The sequence below is a fragment of the Achromobacter sp. 01N37 genome (assembly GCF_056399725.1).
This window is the reverse complement of the sequence record NZ_JBFTRX010000011.1, coordinates 109897-128091: the sequence shown is the minus strand read 5'-3', so window position 1 is coordinate 128091 and position 18195 is coordinate 109897. Positions and strand designations below refer to the sequence as shown.

Genomic DNA, 18195 nt, shown 5'->3' with positions numbered 1-18195 from the left:
TGGCAACGATTTCGGGAATCTCGATGAATTCTTCGGGCCACTCACGCCTGCCCGCCGGCCCCGTCATGGTGGCGCTGCTGGTGTTCGGCTTTCTGCTGCTTTTCCTGGCCGTGCCCGTAGGCACGGTCTTCTACAGCGCCTTCGTGAACGCCGACGGCAGTTTCACGATGGGCCACTTCGGCGCATTCTTCAACCAGCCGCTGATGCAGGAAGCGTTTTTCAACAGCCTGTATGTGGCGGGGTGGTCGGCGCTGCTGGCGTCGTTGATCGCCGTGCCGCTGGCGTATTTCACCGTACGCTTTGACTTTCGCGGCGCACTCATCATCCAGACGCTGGGCGTGCTGCCGCTGATCATGCCGCCGTTTGTGGGCGCGGTGGCGATGCAGCTGATCTTCGGACGGTCGGGCAGCGTCAACCTGCTGCTGAACGACTGGTTCGGCTTCACGATTCCCTTCATGGAAGGCCTGAACGGCGTCATCTTTGTGGAAGCGCTGCACTACTTCCCGTTCATCCTGATGAACCTGGTCGTGGCGCTGCGCAACATCGACGGCGCCATGGAAGAAGCCGCATTCAACCTGGGTTCGCGCGGGTTCCGGCTGTTTCGCCGCGTGATCTTTCCGCTGGCGCTGCCGGGCTATGTGGCGGGCGCATCGCTGGTGTTCGTCAAGGTGTTTGACGACCTGGGCACCCCGCTTGTGCTGGGCACCACCAACATGCTGGCGCCGCAAGCGTACTTGCGCATCACGCAGGTGGGGCTGGAAGATCCGCTGGGCTATGTGATCAGCGTGATCATGATTGCGTTCTCGATTCTGGCGTTGTGGCTGTCGGCGCGCGTGCTCAAGGGCCGCGACTACTCCACGCTGCAAAAGGGTGGCAATTCCATCCAGAAGCGCAAGCTGGGGCCGATGGAAAGCGTGCTGGCCTATGGCTGGATCATCCTGGTGCTGCTGCTGGTGCTGTCGCCGCACATGGGCGTGCTGCTGCTGTCCCTGGCCAGCGTCTGGAGCTTTGCGCCGCTGCCTGACGGCTACACGCTGGCGCATTACTCGGCCGTGTTCTCCGAGTCGCAGGGCATGATTGCGAACACGCTGCTCTATTGCGGCCTGGCCGCGGGCGTGGACGTGATCCTCGGCACAGCAATTGCCTACCTGATGCTGCGCACCCGCCTGCCGGCGCGCCAGTGGCTGGACCTCATGGCGTCTGCCGCGCTAGCGATTCCGGGCATCGTGCTGGCGATCGGCTTTCTGCGCACGTTCCGGGGGATCGAACTTCCCGGCACCGGCACGCTACTGACGTCGTCGTGGATCATCATCATGATTGCGTATTCCGTCAGGCGCCTGCCTTACGCGCTGCGGTCGTGCGTGGCGTCGTTGCAGCAGATCAACGTCTCGCTGGAGGAGGCCGCGCAATCGCTTGGCGCCACGCGCATGAGCACGATTCGCCGCGTGGTGGTGCCCTTGATGGCGGGCGGCATGCTGGCCGGTTTTGTGACCAGCTTCGTGACGGCGGCGGTAGAGCTGTCGGCCACCATCATGCTGGTCACGAAAGACAGCCAGGCGCCCATGAGCTACGGCATCTATCTGTATATGCAAAGCGCGGCGGGCCGGGGGCCCGGCGCCGCGCTGGGTGTGCTGGCGGTGGCCGCGGTGGCTATCGGCACGTATGTATCGCACTTGCTGGTAGAGCGCGCGCAGTCGCGCCAGCGTCCGGCACGCACTGAAGGGGAATCCGCATGAAGAAAGTCAGCGTCGAGTGCCGCAACATCCGCCTGTCTTACGGCAAGACGGAAGTGCTGAAGGACGTCAACATCCATATCGAGCCGGGCGAGTTCTTTGCGCTGCTGGGGCCGTCGGGCTCCGGCAAGTCCACGCTGCTGCGGCTGATTGCCGGCTTCAACCGCCATAGCGCGGGGCAGTTGCTGGTGGACGGCAAAGACATCACCGGCACCCCGCCCTGGGATCGCAACATCGGCATGGTGTTCCAGAACTACGCGCTGTGGCCGCACATGACGGTGTGGGACAACGTGGCGTTTGGTCTGGTCGAACGCAAGCTGCCCAAGGCGGAAATCCGCGCCAAGGTGGAAGCCGCGCTGGAACTGGTGGGGCTGTCGCAATACGGCAAGCGCCGTCCGAATCAGTTGTCGGGCGGCCAGCAGCAACGCGTGGCGCTGGCCCGCACCATCGTCATCGAACCGCAGGTGCTGTTGCTGGATGAACCCTTGTCGAACCTGGACAAGAAGCTGCGCGTGCAGATGCGCCAGGACTTGCTCAGCCTGCAACGGCGGCTGGGCATCACCACCATCTTCGTCACGCATGATCAAGAAGAAGCCATGACCACGGCCGACCGGATGGCCGTGCTGGACCACGGCGTGGTGCAGCAGATTGGCGCGCCCAGCACCTTGTTCGACTATCCGGTCAACCGCTTCGTGGCCAACTTCGTGGGCACGATGAACGTGCTGGAAGGCAATGTGCGCGAACGCACCAGCGGCAGCGTCGTGCTGGCGGTGGAAGGCGTGGGCGACTTGCATTTGCCGCTGACGGCCGAGGCTCCCGCCGCCACGCGGCTGGCAGCCAGCTTCCGGCCGCACACAGTGCAGATCGAAATGGCCGATGGCTTGGGCGATGCGCGTTATGTGTGGCTGCCGGGCATTGTGGAAAGCAGCGAGTTCCTGGGCGAGTTCACGCGCTATCAGGTGTTGATTGGCGAGCAGCGGCTGACGGCGGATCAGTCACACCTGGCGGGCCTGTCGCCCTTCCCGCCTGGCGCACCCGTATCAATCGGACTGGAACCGACCCAAGTGCGGCTGCTCGCGGCCTAAACTTGCGGCCATGGAAATCTATCAGATCCGCGCCTTCGTCACGGTTGCCCGGCTGGGCAATCTGACGAAGGCGGCCGAAGCGCTGTCGCTGACTCAGCCCGCCGTCACCGCGCAGATCAAGGCGCTGGAACAGAGCCTGGGCGTCGCGTTGTTCGACCGCAGTGGCGGCCGCCTGGCGCTGGCCAAGGCGGGTGAAGTGCTGTTGCCCACGGCCGAATCGTTGCTGGTGCTGGGGGCGCAGTTGAAGTCCGAAGCGCAGCAGTTGCAGGGCAGCCTGCATGGCGTGGTGGAACTCGGCGTGCCGAGCGAGAAGCCGGATTTCCTGCGCCTGGGCGAATTGGCTTCGGCCGTGACGCAACGCCTGCCGCTCGTGGAATTGAAAACGCAGACCTTGCCAACCGCCACGCTAGCCGAACAGGTCAGCACCGGCCGTCTGCCCGCGGCATTGACCATCGCAGCCAATCCGCCGCGTGGCGTGCTGTGGCTGCCCTTGCGCAGCGTGCGTTACCGCATCGCCATGCCTCGCGAACACGCCGCCGTGCTCAAGCGCGGCGGCTGGCGTGAAGTGGCGCAACTGCCTTGGCTTGACGGCCCCTCGGGCAGCCACACGCACCTGCTGCTGCGCGACATGTTCGAACGCCACGGTTTGTCGCCGCGCATCGTGATGCAGCACGACGACCAGGCGAATCTGGATGCGCTGGTGCGCGCGGGGGCCGGTTGCGCCCTGCTGCGCGAAGAGACCGCGCTGGCGGGTGCCGCGTCGAACGATTTCATCGTGTGGGGCCAGGCACGCGTTGACGCCATGCTAGGCTTCATCCTGCCCTATGAGCGCGCTAGCGAGCCCGCGCTGGTCGCGTTAAGCTCGATCATTCAAACCATCTGGAAGCCGCGCGCGGCCATCACGCCGGCCCAGCTTTAAGCCTATTCCGCATCATCACTCAATGACTGAAATCTGGTTCATCCGCCATGGCGAAACCGACTGGAACCGCCAGCGCCGCCTGCAAGGCTGGAAAGACATTCCCCTGAACGAATTTGGCGTCAACCAAGCCAGCCTGCTGGCCGCGCGCCTGCGCGAAGAGGCCCGCCACACGCCCATCCACGCCATCTACAGCAGCGATCTGCAACGCGCTCACGCCACTGCCGTGCCTGTATCCGAACAACTGGGCCTGCGCGTGCGTGTGGAACCGGGCATCCGCGAACGCGGTTTTGGTGTGCTTGAAGGGCTGGATCACGAACGTATCGACGTGCTGGCGCCGGAAGCTGCCGCCGCCTGGAAAAGCCGCGATCCGCTGCGCCCGCTGGACGGCGGCGAGACGCTGGGCCAGTTCCAGTCGCGCGTGGTTTCCACCGTGGACGACATCGCCAGCCGTCACGACGGCGAACGCATCCTGCTGTTTACGCACGGCGGCGTGCTGGACATCATCTGGCGCCATGCCTCGGGCGTGCCGCTGAATGCACCGCGCGACGCCGCGTTGTTGAATGTCAGCATCAACCGTGTCGGCATCCAAGGCCGCAAATGGGAAGTGCTGGACTGGGGTGATGTGGGCCACATCGCAGATGAGGTTGGCGACGACGTGGTGCCGTAAGACGCTGGCGTGGTCACATGCGGCGGGGCATGCCCGCCGCAGGTTTGCACATCGCCGGTTCTAACGCCGCTGGCGCGATGTGTTCTTTCATCACGCGGCGCGCGCTGCCCTCACCCGGCTTTGCGCGGCTTGCGCGGCGCATCGCGCGCCAGCTTGTCGTACACCGCGTTGGGCAGCAGGCGCATCAGCTTGGCCACCACACCCATCTGCCAGGGAATCACCTTGTACGACGTGCCGCGTGTAATCGCCGCATGCGCGCGCTGCGCAAAGGCGTCCGCTTCCATCAAAAACGGCATCGAGTACGGGTTCTTCGCCGTCATCGCGGTCTTGATGTAGCCGGGCGCGATCGTCACCACCCGGATACCGTCAGCCGCCAGCTCCAGCCGCAGGCTTTCGCAATAGGTCACCACCGCCGATTTGGACGCGCTGTACGCGCCTGCCCCCGGCAGCCCGCGCACGCCCGCCACGCTGGCGATGCCTACCAAACGGCCTGATTCGGCGGCGCGCATGGCGCCGACAAAGGGCTCGAAGGTAGCCACGGTGGCCAGCAGGTTGGTATCGACAATGGCTTTGAAGACGTCGTAGTCCTCACCGTGCTCGGTCAACGTGCCCGCACTGATGCCGGCGCTGGCGATAACCACATCCACCCTGCCCTGGCAAAACGCAATGAAATCGGCCGCCGCCGCATGCAGCGCGGCGCGGTCGCGCACGTCTACCGCATAGCAGCGATGCTCACCGGGCAAGCTGTCGGCCAGTTCACGCAGCGCGTCTTCGCGCCGGCCCAAGAGTCCCAGCGTGGCGCCCGATGCGGCGTACTGCTGCGCCAGGGCGCGGCCCAGGCCACTGCTGGCGCCGGTAATGAAGACTCTGTTCATGGATCGTCGTAGGCGAAGAGGAGACGCAAGAATGGAAAAAGGGCGACCCTTTTTCAAGGGCCGCCCCGGCATCCTACCTCAAGCCCGCGGGCTTGGCGCGATGGCTTTAGCCTTGTCCGCTGAGCGATGCGTGCAGATCCTGCAACGGGTAGACCTGAAGGCCCAGACCCTGGCGCAGATACTGCATGCCTTCGACCGCGGCGCTGGCGCCGGCGATGGTGGTGAAGAACGTGACGCGAGCGGCCAGCGACTGCGTGCGGATGGTGCGCGAGTCAACGATGGCGTTGCGACGTTCTTCGACGGTGTTGATGACCAGCGCGATTTCGCCGTTCTTCACCATGTCGACGATGTGCGGACGGCCTTCCGTGACCTTGTTCACCACTTGCACGGGGATGCCGGCAGCTTCGATCTCGGCGGCGGTGCCACGCGTGGCGACCAGCTTGAAGCCCAGGGCATGCAGGCCGCGCGCCACTTCCACGGCGCGGGGCTTGTCCTGGTTCTTCACGCTGATGAACACCGTGCCGGAATCCGGCAGGCGCACGCCAGCGGCCAGCTGCGACTTCACGAAGGCTTCGCCGAAGCTCATGCCCACGCCCATCACTTCACCGGTCGACTTCATTTCCGGACCCAGAATGGTGTCCACGCCCGGGAACTTCACGAACGGGAACACGGCTTCCTTGACCGAGAAGTAAGGCGGCACGACTTCCTTCGTGATGCCTTGCGCCGCCAGCGTCTGGCCGGCCATGGCGCGCGCGGCGATCTTGGCCAGTTGCAGGCCGGTGGCCTTGGACACGTAAGGCACCGTACGCGACGCGCGCGGGTTCACTTCCAGCACGTAGACGTCGCCGCCCTGGATGGCGAACTGCACGTTCATCAGGCCGCTGACGTTCAAGGCCTTGGCCATCATCGTGGTCTGGCGCTTGATCTCGGCGATGACTTCCGCCGACAGCGAGTACGGGGGCAGGCTGCAAGCCGAGTCGCCCGAGTGCACGCCAGCCTGTTCGATGTGTTCCATGACGCCGCCGATGAAGACGGTTTCGCCATCGGCCAGGCAGTCCACGTCGACTTCGGTGGCGTTGTTCAGGAAGCGGTCCAGCAGCACGGGCGAGTCATTGCTGACCTTCACGGCCTCGCGCATGTAGCGCTCGAGGTCTTGCTGCTCGTGCACGATTTCCATGGCGCGGCCGCCCAGCACGTAGCTGGGGCGAACGACCAGCGGGTAGCCGATTTCGGTGGCGTGGGCCAGGGCCTCGCCTTCGGTGCGCGCGGTGCGGTTGGGCGGCTGACGCAGACCCAGCTTGTTCAGCAGCTTCTGGAAGCGTTCGCGGTCTTCAGCAACGTCGATGGATTCCGGGCTGGTGCCGATGATCGGCACGCCGTTGGCTTCCAGGGCACGCGCCAGCTTCARCGGGGTCTGGCCGCCGTACTGGACGATCAYGCCGACCGGGTTTTCCTTGTGGACGATTTCCAGCACGTCTTCCAAGGTCAGCGGTTCGAAGTACAGGCGATCCGACGTGTCGTAGTCGGTGGACACGGTTTCCGGGTTGCAGTTGACCATGATGGTCTCGTACCCGTCTTCGCGCAGCGCCAGCGCGGCATGCACGCAGCAGTAGTCGAACTCGATGCCCTGGCCGATACGGTTCGGGCCACCGCCCAGCACCACGATCTTCTTGCGATCGGTGGGGGCGGCTTCGCACTCTTCCTCGTACGTGGAGTACATGTAGGCGGTGYKGGTGGCGAAYTCGGCGGCGCAGGTGTCCACGCGCTTGTAGACCGGGCGCACGTTCAGCTGGTGACGCAGCTTGCGGACTTCGGATTCAGCCGAGTCCAGCAGGAACGCCAGGCGGCGGTCGGAGAAACCGCGGCGCTTCAGTTCCCACAGGGTGGCGTAGTCCAGATCGGCCAGCGTCTTTTGTTCCAGCGCCAGTTCGATGTCGACGATTTCCTTGATCTGCGACAGGAACCACGGGTCGATGTGCGTGATGTTGTGCACTTCGTCCAGCGTGAAGCCTTGCGCAAAGGCATCGCCCACGTACCAGATGCGTTCCGGACCGGGCTCGCCCAGTTCGACTTGCAGCTTTTCGCGGTCGGTGGTTTTCTGGTTCAGGCCGTCGACGCCCACTTCCAGACCACGCAGCGCCTTCTGGAACGATTCCTGGAAGGTGCGGCCGATGGCCATGACTTCACCCACGGACTTCATCTGGGTGGTCAGGCGCGCGTCGGCGGTGGGGAATTTTTCGAATGCGAAACGCGGCACCTTGGTGACGACGTAGTCGATCGACGGTTCGAACGAGGCGGGCGTGGCGCCGCCGGTGATTTCGTTCTTGAGCTCGTCCAGCGTATAGCCCACGGCCAGGCGCGCGGCGACCTTGGCGATSGGRAAGCCGGTGGCCTTGGAYGCCAGCGCCGACGAACGCGACACGCGSGGGTTCATCTCGATSACGATCATGCGGCCGTCACGCGGGTTGACCGCGAACTGCACGTTCGAACCACCCGTATCCACACCGATCTCGCGCAACACCGCGATCGATGCGTTACGCATGATCTGGTATTCCTTGTCGGTCAGCGTCTGGGCCGGCGCCACGGTGATCGAGTCACCCGTGTGCACGCCCATCGGGTCCAGGTTTTCGATCGAGCAGACGATGATGCAGTTGTCCGCCTTGTCGCGGACCACTTCCATCTCGAAYTCCTTCCAGCCCAGCAGCGACTCTTCGATCAGCAGTTCGCTGGTCGGCGAGGCTTCCAGACCGCGGCGGCAGATGGTTTCGAACTCTTCGGCGTTGTAGGCGATACCACCGCCCGAGCCACCCATGGTGAAGCTGGGGCGAATGACGGCCGGGAAACCCGAGGTGCCGACTTCGGAAGCGATGCGGCGCTGCACTTCCCAGGCTTCGTCCATGCTGTGGGCCACGCCCGACTTGGCCGATTCCAGGCCGATGTCGGTCATGGCCTGCTTGAACTTCTGGCGGTCTTCGGCCTTTTCGATGGCGTGCTCGTTGGCGCCGATCAGTTCCACGTTGTGCTTTTTCAGCACGCCGTGGTGGGCCAGGTCCAGTGCGCAGTTCAGCGCGGTCTGGCCGCCCATGGTCGGCAGCAGCGCATCGGGCTTTTCGCGCTCGATGATTTTTTCAACGGCTTGCCAGGTGATGGGCTCGATGTAGGTGACGTCGGCCGTTTCCGGGTCCGTCATGATCGTGGCCGGGTTGCTGTTCACCAGGATGGTGCGGTAACCCTCAGCCTTGAGCGCCTTGCACGCCTGTGCGCCGGAATAGTCGAATTCGCAGGCCTGCCCGATGATGATGGGGCCGGCGCCGATGATGAGAATACTTTTTAGGTCTGTACGCTTGGGCATGATGCAATCTTTACTTTTGGCCGGACATCAGGGCGATGAACTTGTCGAACAGTTCAAGGATGTCGTGCGGACCCGGGCTGGCTTCGGGGTGACCCTGGAAGCAGAAGGCCGGGCGGTCGGTGAGCTCGAAGCCCTGCAAGGTGCCGTCGAACAGCGACACGTGCGTCACGCGCGCATTGGCCGGCAGGCTGGCCGCGTCAACCGCGAAGCCATGGTTCTGGCTCGTGATGAACACGCGCTTGGACTGCAGGTCCTGCACAGGGTGGTTCGCGCCATGGTGGCCGGTCTTCATCTTGAGCGTCTTGCCGCCCACGGCCAGGCCCATGATCTGGTGGCCCAGGCAGATGCCGAATACCGGCAGCTTCTTGTCCAGGAACACGCGCGTGGCGTCGATGGCGTAGTCGCAAGGCTCGGGGTCGCCGGGGCCGTTGGACAGGAACACGCCGTCGGGATTGAGCTTCAGGACGTCTTCAGCGCTGGTTTGCGCCGGCACCAAGGTCAGGCGGCAACCGCGGTCAGCCAAGAGGCGCAAGATGTTGGTCTTGATGCCGAAGTCGTATGCGACGACGTGGAACTTGGACTGGTCAGGCTTGGAAAAGCCTTCGCCCAGTTGCCAGGTGCCTTCGGTCCATTCAGAGCTGCTCTTGACCGAGACAACCTTGGCCAGATCCTGGCCGGCCATGCCGGCAAAGCCTTGAGCCAGTTCAACCGCGCGTTCTGCGTCGGTGCCGACGAAGATGCAGCCGCCTTGGGCGCCTTTTTCACGCAGGATGCGCGTGAGCTTGCGGGTGTCGATGCCAGAAATGGCGACGATGCCCTGCGCGGCCAGATAGTCGGGCAGGGATTGCGTGGAACGGAAGTTCGACACGCGGGCGGGACAGTCGCGGACCACAAGTCCGGCGGCATAGACGCGATTGGCTTCCACGTCTTCGGCGTTGACGCCGGTGTTGCCAATATGCGGATACGTCAGCGTGACGATCTGTCCGCTATAGCTGGGATCGGTGAGAATTTCCTGGTACCCGGTCATCGCGGTGTTGAACACCACTTCGGCAACGGTATGGCCAGGCGCACCGATCGACACGCCTCGAAAAATGGTACCGTCCGCCAGAGCCAGAATTGCAGGAGGGAAGCGGTTGATCCCCTCGGGAAAAAGTTGCGGCAGCACAGTAAACCCCGGTTTTAGAATCGATAATCAAACCTTCGGATTATACCTCGACCGGCCGGCTTTCCCGGCGAACCGCGCCAAATAAGGCCCGGACGGGCGATTCCCCCCGTTTCAGCGCAGGCACGCGGCCTCCTGCTTGTGGGCGGCGGCGGGCAAGCAGCGGCAGTGATACGCTTACAGCACCTTCAACCCTTGCCGTTGTGAGCCGTAACTGTCCATGTCCAGCCAACTTGACGCCCTGCGCAATCACACCACCGTTGTCGCCGACACCGGGGATTTTGAAGCGATGAAGGCGCTGCGTCCCACCGACGCCACCACTAATCCGTCCCTTATTCTGAAAGCCGTGCAGCAGGATGCGTACCGCCCGCTGCTGGAAAAAACCGCACGCGATCACGGCGGCGCCTCCACGCCCGAACTCGTTGACCGCCTGCTGGTGTCGTTTGGCCGGGCCATTTTGAATATTGTGCCGGGACGCGTGTCGACGGAAGTCGACGCCCGCCTGTCGTTCGACACCCGCGCCACCATCGAACGCGCCCGCGGCCTGATCGCCCTGTATGAAGCCGCCGGCGTGCCGCGCGAGCGCGTGCTGATCAAGATTGCGTCTACGTGGGAAGGCATCCAGGCCGCCCGCGTGCTGCAAGCCGAAGGCGTGCGCTGCAACCTGACGCTGCTGTTTTCGCTGCCGCAGGCCGTGGCTTGCGCCGATGCCAAGGTGCAGCTGATTTCGCCCTTTGTCGGCCGCATCTACGACTGGTACAAGAAGTCCGCCGGCGCCGCCTGGGTCGAAGCCGACAACGCAGGCGCACGCGACCCGGGCGTGCTGTCCGTGACGCGCATTTACCGTTATTACAAACAGCACGGAATTCCTACCGAAATCATGGGCGCCAGCTTCCGCAACGCCGGCCAGATTCTGGCGCTGTCCGGCTGCGACCTGCTGACGATCAGCCCTGATCTTCTGAAGCAGTTGTCCACCACCGAAGGCGACGCGCCGGCGCAATTGCGCGCTGACGACACCGGTGAAGCCATCGCCCGCATCGGCGCGGATGAAATCACCTTCCGCACCTTGCTCAATGACGACGCGATGGCCTCCGAAAAGCTGTCGGAAGGCATCCGCCTGTTCGTGGCGGACGCCGTCAAGCTGGATGCGCTGATCGAGGCGCAACGCGGGTAATCGCGCCGCATCTGCCACCCCATCGGCGCGCGCCGACGTTTGGGCACGGCGCTTGCTGATGAGGTGGCGGCAGGTTTACCGGTGATCGTGCGAATGCACCTGCAACGCTTCCAGGAAGCGCGACACCATGTTGTAGGCGGCCACCGTCGCAGTCAGTTCAACGATTAATTTTTCCGAACCCATTGCGGCGCGCGCAGCTTGAAAGACCGGTTCCGGCACTTGAACGTGGCGTGTCATGGCGTCGGTGTAGGCCAGCACCGCCTTTTCGCGTTCGCTGAACAGGCTTGAGCTTTCCCAGGTATCCAGTGCATCCAGTTGCGCCTGCGTGACGCCTTCTTTCAGGGCAATCGGCGCGTGCTGGTCGGCTTCGTAGGGCGCGCCGTTAATGGCCGCCACCCGCATGATGACGAGTTCCCGCAGGTCACCCGGCAAGGTGCTGAGCTGCCGGATTGAGGTCAGATAGTTCAGCCAGCCACCCGCCACGGCGGGGCTGTGCAGCAGCATTTGGTACAGGTGCAGCACACTGCCGCGCTCGGCGACGATGCGGTCCACAAGGGGCCGTGCTTCGGGATGAGTCAGATCGGCGTAGGGTAGACGAGCCATGAAATCTCCAAATAGATGACTGCGCTGCAGATGCACACATTCGTACAATTTCTTTGACATAATGACAGCATATTGCGCGCCCAGGACCCCCCGCCCAGAATGAATGCGCCTCCCCAATCCCATCCGCCAGTCACGCTCGCCAACTGCGATAGCGAACCGATACATGTACCGGGCGCCATCCAGCCGTTGGGCGCGCTGCTGGCGTTTGATGCGGAGGGAATGCTGCAATTCGCCAGCGAAAATGCGCCTGACTTGCTGGGCGCGCCGCTCACGCTGGGGCAAGCCTGCACACCCGGCGCGCTGCCGCCCAGCCTGACGCATTATCTGTCGGTCTGGCTGCGCAGTGCAGACCCGATTTTCGACCCGCTGACCATCGTGCTCAACGATGCCACGTTCGACGTGATTGGCCATCGAAACGTGGACGGCCTGACCGTCATTGAACTGGAACGCCGCCCCGACGATGTGGGCGTGGCCGACCCCGCTCACATTTATCGCAGCATAGAACGGGTGCGCCGGCAGCCTGATGTAGCCGGGCTGCTCGACAGCGCGGTGCGCGAAGTGCATCGCGCGACCGGTTTTGACCGCGTCATGGCCTACCGATTTCACCCCGACGACAGCGGCGAAATCGTCACGGAGCGGCACCACGAATCGTTGGATGACTGGGTGGGCAGGCGCTACCCTGCGGGCGACATTCCGGCCCAGGCGCGCCGCTTGTACACCGTCAACACGCTGCGTCAGATTGCGGATGCGCGCTACACGCCCGTGCGCGTGCTGGGTGCGCCGTGCGCAGACCCGAAGCCGCTGGACATGAGCTTTTCATCACTACGCAGCGTGTCGCCGATTCACCTGGAGTACATGGCCAACATGGGCGTAGAGGCGTCGATGAGCCTGTCGATCGTGATCGGCGGCCGGCTCTGGGGCATGATCGCCTGCCACCACCATTCACCGCACCCCCTCCCCTACCCCGCGCGACTGGCTTGCGAAGCGCTGGCGCAAGTGCTGTCCGCCGCGCTGGCCAACATCGAAGGCGCCGCGCGCGCAGAGCAATCGCGGCGCAATGCCGAGCTGGTCAGCGAACTGACCGAACGCGCATCCGCCTCGGAAAACCTGCATCTGGCCTTGTCAGGCGGCGCGGAAACGCCAGCCTCGCTGGTTCCGAATGACGCGGCACTGTGTTTGTGGGGCAATAGCGTCACGGTGTTTGGCGGCATCGCCCCACGCGGCGAACTCGTCGGCATTCTGTGCGCGCTGGATCAAAGCGGCCAGCGCCTGGTGCACACCGACAACATCGCGCGCGACTACCCTGGCCTGCAAACGGACCTTGTGCCGTACGCGGGCCTGCTTGCCTGCAAGTTCGACCCGATGAACAACGGCTGGCTGATCTGGCTGCGCAAAGAGCAGATCGAAACGCTGGTGTGGGGCGGCAAACCCGAAAAGCAATATGCCGTGGGCAGCCAGGGCCCGCGCCTGACGCCGCGTGGTTCATTCGAAGCGTGGCGCGAAGTGGTGCGTGGCACGAGCACGCCGTGGCTGGCGACGGAACTGGAAGCGGCTGACAACCTGCGCGACGAGCTATCCCATATTGCGACCAGCCGCGCCGCTGATGTCGACCGCGCCCGCACCGCGCTGCTGGCCATGCTGGGCCATGACTTGCGCGACCCGCTGCAATCCATTTCCATGGCGGCCACGCTGTTGTCGAAGACGGATTCCGGCGCCCGCATGGGCGAGCGCATCCGCTATTCCAGCGGCCGCATGCAACGCCTGATCTCGCAGGTGCTGGACCTGTCGCGGCTGCAAGGCGGCATGGGGCTGGGCATCCAGAAGCGGCTGTGCAATCTGACTGAACTGATGAATGGGCTGATCGCCGAAAAGCGTCAGGCCTATCCCGGCCTGCTGATCGAACCGGACGTTGATCCTGGCCTGGAGCTGATGGCCGACACCGACCGCATCGCCCAGGTCATCACCAACCTGATGAGCAACGCGCGCCAACACGGCGCCCCGCGCCAGCCCATCGTGGTTCAGGCGCATCAGGTGGATGACGATATTGAATTGCGCGTCATCAACCATGGCGCGCCCATTGCAGAAGACGTGCTGACGCACTTGTTTTCGCCTTTCAAGCCCGAATCGCTGGGCCATTCGCGCAATCGCAATGGCTTGGGGCTGGGCCTGTACATTGCTGACCAGGTCGTGCGCGACCATGAAGGCGAGATCTCGGTAGCGTGCCGCGACGGCCTGGTCATATTCACGGTGATGTTGCCGCGCGGAGAGTGCGGCGCAAGCACCCCTTGATAAATTTGGAGACTTCTTTTGGATGAAGTACGCGCGGTTCGCGTCCTGCTGGTTGACGACAATGAAATGGGCTCGGAGCTGCTGGCCGAATTCCTGACGCTTTCGGGGCTGGAGGCGCGTTGCGCAGCCACCGGTGAAGCAGCGCTGGAACTGGTTGACAGCTTCGGCCCCGAAGCCGTTCTCGTCGACATCCTGCTGCCCGATATGGACGGCTACGAACTGGCCACGCGCCTGCGCGCCCGCAAGACGCCGGCGCGCATTTACGCGCTAAGCGGCCTTGCACGCCATGAACGCCGCGGCGACGCCGAAGACATGTTCAATGGCTGGATCGAAAAACCCGCCGACCCGGACGCGCTGCTTGCCGTGCTGCGCCAAGCCGAATGACGCCGCCTGCCGTGCCGATCAGCCCGTCGCTGCTTGCCCTGGCGGCGCATGGCGTGCGCCTGAAGGTGCTGGCGCAGATATTTCCGGTGCTGCGCCACGATGTCGTGGGCCCGCTGTCCAATGCATCGCTTGCAGCGGCAATGCTGCGCCAGTCGCCCGAAGGCGCTGACGCCAACGCCTTGCAGCAGCGCTGCCAGCGTCTGGCGGGCGACCTCACCGGCATGCTGGACGATGGCGTAGCCGTAGTGCGGGAACTGGACCAATGGCTGGCCGACAACGGCGCGCGCACGAGCACCGAGACACTGCTTCGCGAATGCCGCAAGCTGATGTTCTCGCAACTGCTCTTGTCGCGGCAAAGCGTGGTCTGGCCCGAAGATGTCGCCGATGAGGAACTGCCGCAATTCACCTCACGGTATCTGCTGCTGGCCTGGCTGCTCAGCCTGCTGCAAGCGATGCCCGCCGACGTCGTCTTGACGTTGGACCTCTCGCAAACTCACGCCTGGCACGCCCATTTTTCCTCCGAGTTTGGCGACGACGACGTTGCCGCGCCGGCAACGGCGATCACTCCGCAGGATGTAGAGTTGCTTGCGGCCGCGTCGGGCTGGCGTCTGGAGCGGCAAGCGCAGTGCTGGTCGCTGCACCTGCCCGCCCCCACCCCAGACAAGTGAGCGGACCCCATGATTTCACCCGTCCATCAGGTCCTTAGAGAAGGCACGCGCGAGCAGCACGAAACGCTGGACCAGGGCCTGGCCCTGACCGGCGGCGACATTGATCGCGGTGACTATCTGAACTACCTGCGCGCCCTGCTGGGCTGGCTGGAACCGCTGGAGCAACAGCTCTGGCGGCTGGACTGGCCGGGCAGCCTGCAAGCGCCGGTGCGCGCGGGCAAAAGCGATTGGCTGCGCGCCGACCTGGCCGATGCCGGTGACTTGAGCCCCGTGCCGCAATGCACCGACGCGCCACAGCTGCACACGGCCGACGCGTACGCATTGGGCGTGGCGTATGTGGTCGAAGGTTCGCAATTGGGCGGCCGTTTTCTGGCCAAGCATCTGGCGGACGTTACCCCCGCTTTGCCGCTGCGCTATTTGCGCGGTTACGGCGAACAGGTCGGGCCGATGTGGAAAGTATTTCTACAATTTCTGGACAGCGAAGCCGGCGCCCGGGGACGCGAAGCGCACGCGCTGCATGGCGCGCGCGACGCGTTCGACAGCCTGACGATCTGGCTGCGCAGCCAGCGCGCGCTACGGGCCTGAAAGCCCGTAACGCGGTGGCGTTGTCGTGTCGTGATCTGGCGTGACGCGCTACAGCTTTTCGGTTTCGCCTGACTTGGGCTGCCACTTCATCAGGCGCTTTTCACCAATGCCGACGATGTAGTCCAACACCAGCGCAAACGCCGTCAGCACGACGATGCCCGCGAACACCGTGTTCACGTCGAACGTGCCTTCCGCTTGCAGGATCAGGTAGCCCACGCCGCTTGCCGAACCCAGGTATTCGCCCACCACCGCCCCCACGAAGGCCAGGCCCACGGACGTGTGCAAGCTGGAAAACACCCAGCTGGTGGCCGACGGCAGGTACACGTGGCGCAGCAATTGGCGCTTGCGTGCGCCCAGCATGCGAGCGTTATCCAGCAAGGTCGGGCTGACTTCGCGCACGCCCTGGTAGACGTTGAAGAACACGATGAAGAACACCAGCGTGACTGCCAGCGCCACCTTCGACCAGATACCCAACCCGAACCACATGCCGAAAATAGGCGCGAGAATCACGCGCGGCATCGAGTTGGCGGCTTTGATGTAGGGGTCGAGAATGGCGCTTGCTCGGGGCGACAAGCCCAGCCACAAGCCGAAGCCCAGGCCGGCGATGGTGCCGATGAAGAACGCCAGCACGGTTTCGGTCAGCGTCACCCACAAGTGCGTGTAGATGTCGGCGTTGGTGACGAACCAGGCCCAGATGCGGCCCCAGACCTTCAGCGGTTCACCGAAGAAGAACGCCACTTTGGAATCACGCGATGCGAAATGCCAGACGCCCAGGATGACAACCAAGAGCAGCAGTTGCCAGAAGCGCAGGCTGGCGGAACCGGATTTGAATGACTTCGACATACCTCAGGCTCGCTTCTGTTGGGCATAGCCCTTGAGCACTTCTTCGCGCAGCACGGCCCAGATGGCGGAGTGCAGCTCGACGAAACGCGGATGGGCGCGCACTTCAGCCACGTCGCGCGGACGCGGCAGGTCGATTGTGAATTCGCCGATCGGATGCGTGCCAGGCCCGGCCGACAGCACGATCACGCGGTCGCTCATGGCGATGGCTTCGTCCAGGTCGTGCGTGATGAAGAGCACAGCCTTGCGCTTGGCCATCCACAATTCCAGGACCTCGTTTTCCATCAGCTGGCGCGTCTGGATGTCGAGCGCCGAGAACGGCTCGTCCATCAGGATGATGTCCGGATCGCGGATCAGCGTCTGCGCCAGCATGGCGCGCTTGCGCATGCCGCCCGACATCTGGTGCGGATAACGTTGCTCGAACCCGCCCAGGCCGACCCGACGCATCCACTCGCGGCCACGCTCCAGCGCTTCCGGCCGCGCCACGCCTGCGAATTCCAGGCCGGCCACCACGTTGTCCAGCGCGCTGCGCCAGGGCAAGAGCGCCTCGCCCTGGAACATGTAACCCGCGCGGGAATTGATGCCGGACAACGGTTGCCCGAACACCTTCACCTGGCCCGAGGACGGCGCCAGCAAACCGGCGCCCACGTTGAGCAGCGTGGACTTGCCGCAACCGGTCGGGCCCACCACCGACACGAACTCCCCTGGCGCAATGGCCAGGGTCGTGTCGCTGACAGCGGTGTAGCGCTGCGACCGGTCGTCACGCGAAACAAAGGTGCAACTGATATTTTCCAGCGACAGTGCGGCTTCAGCCATTGGCATACTTCTCGTTGGCGCGGCGCGCGAAATCGTTGGTCCAGACCTTGGACGGATCGATCTTCGCGCCGTCGAAGTCCGCCTGGTAGGCGGCCAGCGCCTTCAGCGCGGTGGCGGCGCCGTCTTCGGGGATCATGCCGTCGGGCGACAGGCCTTCCAGGCTCTTGGCGATGGCGGCCTTGTACACGGCCGGGTCGCCCAGCAGATAGGTTTCCGGCACGATCTTGGCTATCTCGTCGGGGCCGGCCTTCTGAATCCACTTGTCGGCGCGCACCAGCGCGTTGGTCAGCGCCTGGGTGGTGTTCGGATTGGCGTCGATGAAGGCTTGCGGCGCGTACAGGCAGCCGGCGGGCATGTTGCCGCCAAAGATGTCCTGCGTGTCTTTCAGCGTGCGCGTGTCGACAATGATCTGGATGTCGCCCGGCATTTCCAACATCGACACCACGGGGTCAGTGTTGGAGATGGCGTCGATCTGGCCGCTGCGCAATGCCGTGACGGCGCCTGCGCCGGCGCCCACGCCGATGATGGACACGTCCGACGCCTTCAGGCCGTGCTTGGCCAGGAAGAAGCTCACCACCATGTTGGTGGACGAGCCCGGCGCGGTCACGCCGATCTTCTTGCCTTTGAGGTCGGCCGGGCCCTTGTAGTTGGGCAGGTTCTTCTTGGACACGCCCACGCCGATCATCGGCGCGCGGCCTTGCAATACAAAGGCGCGGTAGGCCTGGCCCTTGGACTGCATGGACAGCGTGTGTTCGAATGCGCCCGAGACCACGTCGGCGCTGCCGCCCACGACCGCCTGCAAGGCCTTCGAACCCCCGGCGAAGTCAGCAATGCTGACCTCCAGGCCTTCGTCCTTGAAGTAGCCGCGCGCTTCTGCGATGGACAGCGGAAGGTAATAGATCAGGGGCTTGCCGCCCACGGCGATCTGGACCTTGGTCTTTTCAAGTTTCTGTGCGCGCACGATGGCGGGCGCCATGCCCATGACGCCGGCAGCGCCAGCCATCTTGAGCAAGTCACGGCGAGTAACTGACATATGGTTGTCT

General features: G+C 64.1%; 16 protein-coding genes. 9 read left to right on the top strand and 7 right to left on the bottom strand.

Annotated features, from left to right (window positions below):
* Positions 1 to 23: 23 nt before the first annotated feature.
* Genes AC1DSJ_RS21690 through AC1DSJ_RS21675 form a run of 4 tightly spaced genes read left to right on the top strand, consistent with a single transcriptional unit; the run spans position 24 to position 4404 of the window.
* Positions 24 to 1736, top strand: a complete 1713-nt coding sequence (locus AC1DSJ_RS21690; RefSeq protein WP_346553389.1) for an ABC transporter permease — start codon at positions 24 to 26, stop codon at positions 1734 to 1736.
* The gene (locus tag AC1DSJ_RS21685; RefSeq protein WP_054427948.1) at positions 1733 to 2818 is read left to right on the top strand and encodes an ABC transporter ATP-binding protein; all 1086 of its coding nucleotides are present in this window, start codon (positions 1733 to 1735) and stop codon (positions 2816 to 2818) included. Before AC1DSJ_RS21690 ends, AC1DSJ_RS21685 begins: the two co-directional genes overlap by 4 nt.
* Positions 2819 to 2828: 10 nt before the next feature.
* Positions 2829 to 3737 (top strand): LysR family transcriptional regulator, encoded by a 909-nt coding sequence (locus tag AC1DSJ_RS21680; protein WP_054427949.1) that lies wholly within the window; start codon positions 2829 to 2831, stop codon positions 3735 to 3737.
* 22 nt (positions 3738 to 3759) lie between these two features.
* Complete coding sequence (locus AC1DSJ_RS21675) at positions 3760 to 4404, top strand: histidine phosphatase family protein (protein WP_054427950.1); 645 nt, start codon at positions 3760 to 3762, stop codon at positions 4402 to 4404.
* A 110-nt stretch (positions 4405 to 4514) separates the two neighbouring features.
* On the opposite strand, the gene AC1DSJ_RS21670 is transcribed toward AC1DSJ_RS21675, so the two are convergent.
* The 3 genes from AC1DSJ_RS21670 to carA all read right to left on the bottom strand — a co-directional run bounded on the left by AC1DSJ_RS21670 (position 4515) and on the right by carA (position 9796).
* Complete coding sequence (locus AC1DSJ_RS21670; RefSeq protein WP_441372121.1) at positions 4515 to 5279, bottom strand: SDR family oxidoreductase; 765 nt, start codon at positions 5277 to 5279, stop codon at positions 4515 to 4517.
* Between the two features lie 106 nt (positions 5280 to 5385).
* Positions 5386 to 8631, bottom strand: a complete 3246-nt coding sequence (carB, locus tag AC1DSJ_RS21665) for a carbamoyl-phosphate synthase large subunit (protein ID WP_476760391.1) — start codon at positions 8629 to 8631, stop codon at positions 5386 to 5388.
* A gap of 10 nt (positions 8632 to 8641) precedes the next feature.
* Positions 8642 to 9796: a glutamine-hydrolyzing carbamoyl-phosphate synthase small subunit gene (gene carA, locus AC1DSJ_RS21660; RefSeq protein WP_054427953.1), complete on the bottom strand. Its 1155-nt coding sequence runs from the start codon at positions 9794 to 9796 to the stop codon at positions 8642 to 8644.
* Between the two features lie 217 nt (positions 9797 to 10013).
* Between carA and tal the strand changes: the two genes are divergently transcribed.
* Positions 10014 to 10967, top strand: a complete 954-nt coding sequence (tal, locus tag AC1DSJ_RS21655) for a transaldolase (RefSeq protein ID WP_054427954.1) — start codon at positions 10014 to 10016, stop codon at positions 10965 to 10967.
* A 75-nt stretch (positions 10968 to 11042) separates the two neighbouring features.
* Here the strand turns inward: tal and AC1DSJ_RS21650 are convergent, their stop codons facing one another.
* Positions 11043 to 11570, bottom strand: a complete 528-nt coding sequence (locus AC1DSJ_RS21650) for a carboxymuconolactone decarboxylase family protein (protein ID WP_175171473.1) — start codon at positions 11568 to 11570, stop codon at positions 11043 to 11045.
* Between the two features lie 99 nt (positions 11571 to 11669).
* On the opposite strand from AC1DSJ_RS21650, the gene AC1DSJ_RS21645 reads away from it, so the two are divergent.
* The 4 genes from AC1DSJ_RS21645 to AC1DSJ_RS21630 are packed head-to-tail and all read left to right on the top strand — an operon-like array spanning position 11670 to position 15496.
* The gene (locus AC1DSJ_RS21645; RefSeq protein ID WP_441372119.1) at positions 11670 to 13859 is read left to right on the top strand and encodes an ATP-binding protein; all 2190 of its coding nucleotides are present in this window, start codon (positions 11670 to 11672) and stop codon (positions 13857 to 13859) included.
* 18 nt (positions 13860 to 13877) lie between these two features.
* Entirely contained in the window at positions 13878 to 14243 is a 366-nt protein-coding gene (locus AC1DSJ_RS21640) for a response regulator (RefSeq protein WP_054427957.1), read from the top strand.
* Positions 14240 to 14911, top strand: coding sequence for a hypothetical protein (locus AC1DSJ_RS21635; RefSeq protein ID WP_175171471.1), 672 nt, complete (start codon positions 14240 to 14242; stop codon positions 14909 to 14911). Before AC1DSJ_RS21640 ends, AC1DSJ_RS21635 begins: the two co-directional genes overlap by 4 nt.
* Positions 14912 to 14920: 9 nt before the next feature.
* On the top strand, positions 14921 to 15496 hold the full coding sequence (locus AC1DSJ_RS21630; protein WP_441372118.1) for a biliverdin-producing heme oxygenase: 576 nt from the start codon (positions 14921 to 14923) through the stop codon (positions 15494 to 15496).
* A gap of 48 nt (positions 15497 to 15544) precedes the next feature.
* On the opposite strand, the gene AC1DSJ_RS21625 is transcribed toward AC1DSJ_RS21630, so the two are convergent.
* The 3 genes from AC1DSJ_RS21625 to AC1DSJ_RS21615 are packed head-to-tail and all read right to left on the bottom strand — an operon-like array spanning position 15545 to position 18185.
* Positions 15545 to 16339: an ABC transporter permease gene (locus tag AC1DSJ_RS21625; protein WP_006222859.1), complete on the bottom strand. Its 795-nt coding sequence runs from the start codon at positions 16337 to 16339 to the stop codon at positions 15545 to 15547.
* Between the two features lie 3 nt (positions 16340 to 16342).
* Positions 16343 to 17152 carry an ABC transporter ATP-binding protein gene (locus tag AC1DSJ_RS21620; RefSeq protein WP_054427960.1) on the bottom strand — a complete coding sequence of 270 codons (810 nt, stop codon included), beginning with the start codon at positions 17150 to 17152 and terminating at the stop codon, positions 16343 to 16345.
* Positions 17145 to 18185, bottom strand: a complete 1041-nt coding sequence (locus tag AC1DSJ_RS21615) for an ABC transporter substrate-binding protein (protein ID WP_054427961.1) — start codon at positions 18183 to 18185, stop codon at positions 17145 to 17147. Before AC1DSJ_RS21615 ends, AC1DSJ_RS21620 begins: the two co-directional genes overlap by 8 nt.
* Positions 18186 to 18195: the final 10 nt, after the last annotated feature.

Excerpts from the sequence above, each read along its gene's own strand:
- AC1DSJ_RS21620 (WP_054427960.1), bottom strand. The coding sequence starts at position 17,152 with ATGGCTGAAGCCGCACTGTCGCTGGAAAATATCAGTTGCACCTTTGTT.
- AC1DSJ_RS21680 (WP_054427949.1), top strand. The coding sequence starts at position 2,829 with ATGGAAATCTATCAGATCCGCGCCTTCGTCACGGTTGCCCGGCTGGGC.
- AC1DSJ_RS21630 (WP_441372118.1), top strand. The coding sequence starts at position 14,921 with ATGATTTCACCCGTCCATCAGGTCCTTAGAGAAGGCACGCGCGAGCAG.
- AC1DSJ_RS21615 (WP_054427961.1), bottom strand. The coding sequence starts at position 18,185 with ATGTCAGTTACTCGCCGTGACTTGCTCAAGATGGCTGGCGCTGCCGGC.
- tal (WP_054427954.1), top strand. The coding sequence starts at position 10,014 with ATGTCCAGCCAACTTGACGCCCTGCGCAATCACACCACCGTTGTCGCC.
- AC1DSJ_RS21685 (WP_054427948.1), top strand. The coding sequence starts at position 1,733 with ATGAAGAAAGTCAGCGTCGAGTGCCGCAACATCCGCCTGTCTTACGGC.
- AC1DSJ_RS21690 (WP_346553389.1), top strand. The coding sequence starts at position 24 with ATGAATTCTTCGGGCCACTCACGCCTGCCCGCCGGCCCCGTCATGGTG.
- AC1DSJ_RS21675 (WP_054427950.1), top strand. The coding sequence starts at position 3,760 with ATGACTGAAATCTGGTTCATCCGCCATGGCGAAACCGACTGGAACCGC.
- AC1DSJ_RS21625 (WP_006222859.1), bottom strand. The coding sequence starts at position 16,339 with ATGTCGAAGTCATTCAAATCCGGTTCCGCCAGCCTGCGCTTCTGGCAA.
- AC1DSJ_RS21645 (WP_441372119.1), top strand. The coding sequence starts at position 11,670 with ATGAATGCGCCTCCCCAATCCCATCCGCCAGTCACGCTCGCCAACTGC.
- AC1DSJ_RS21635 (WP_175171471.1), top strand. The coding sequence starts at position 14,240 with ATGACGCCGCCTGCCGTGCCGATCAGCCCGTCGCTGCTTGCCCTGGCG.
- AC1DSJ_RS21650 (WP_175171473.1), bottom strand. The coding sequence starts at position 11,570 with ATGGCTCGTCTACCCTACGCCGATCTGACTCATCCCGAAGCACGGCCC.
- AC1DSJ_RS21670 (WP_441372121.1), bottom strand. The coding sequence starts at position 5,279 with ATGAACAGAGTCTTCATTACCGGCGCCAGCAGTGGCCTGGGCCGCGCC.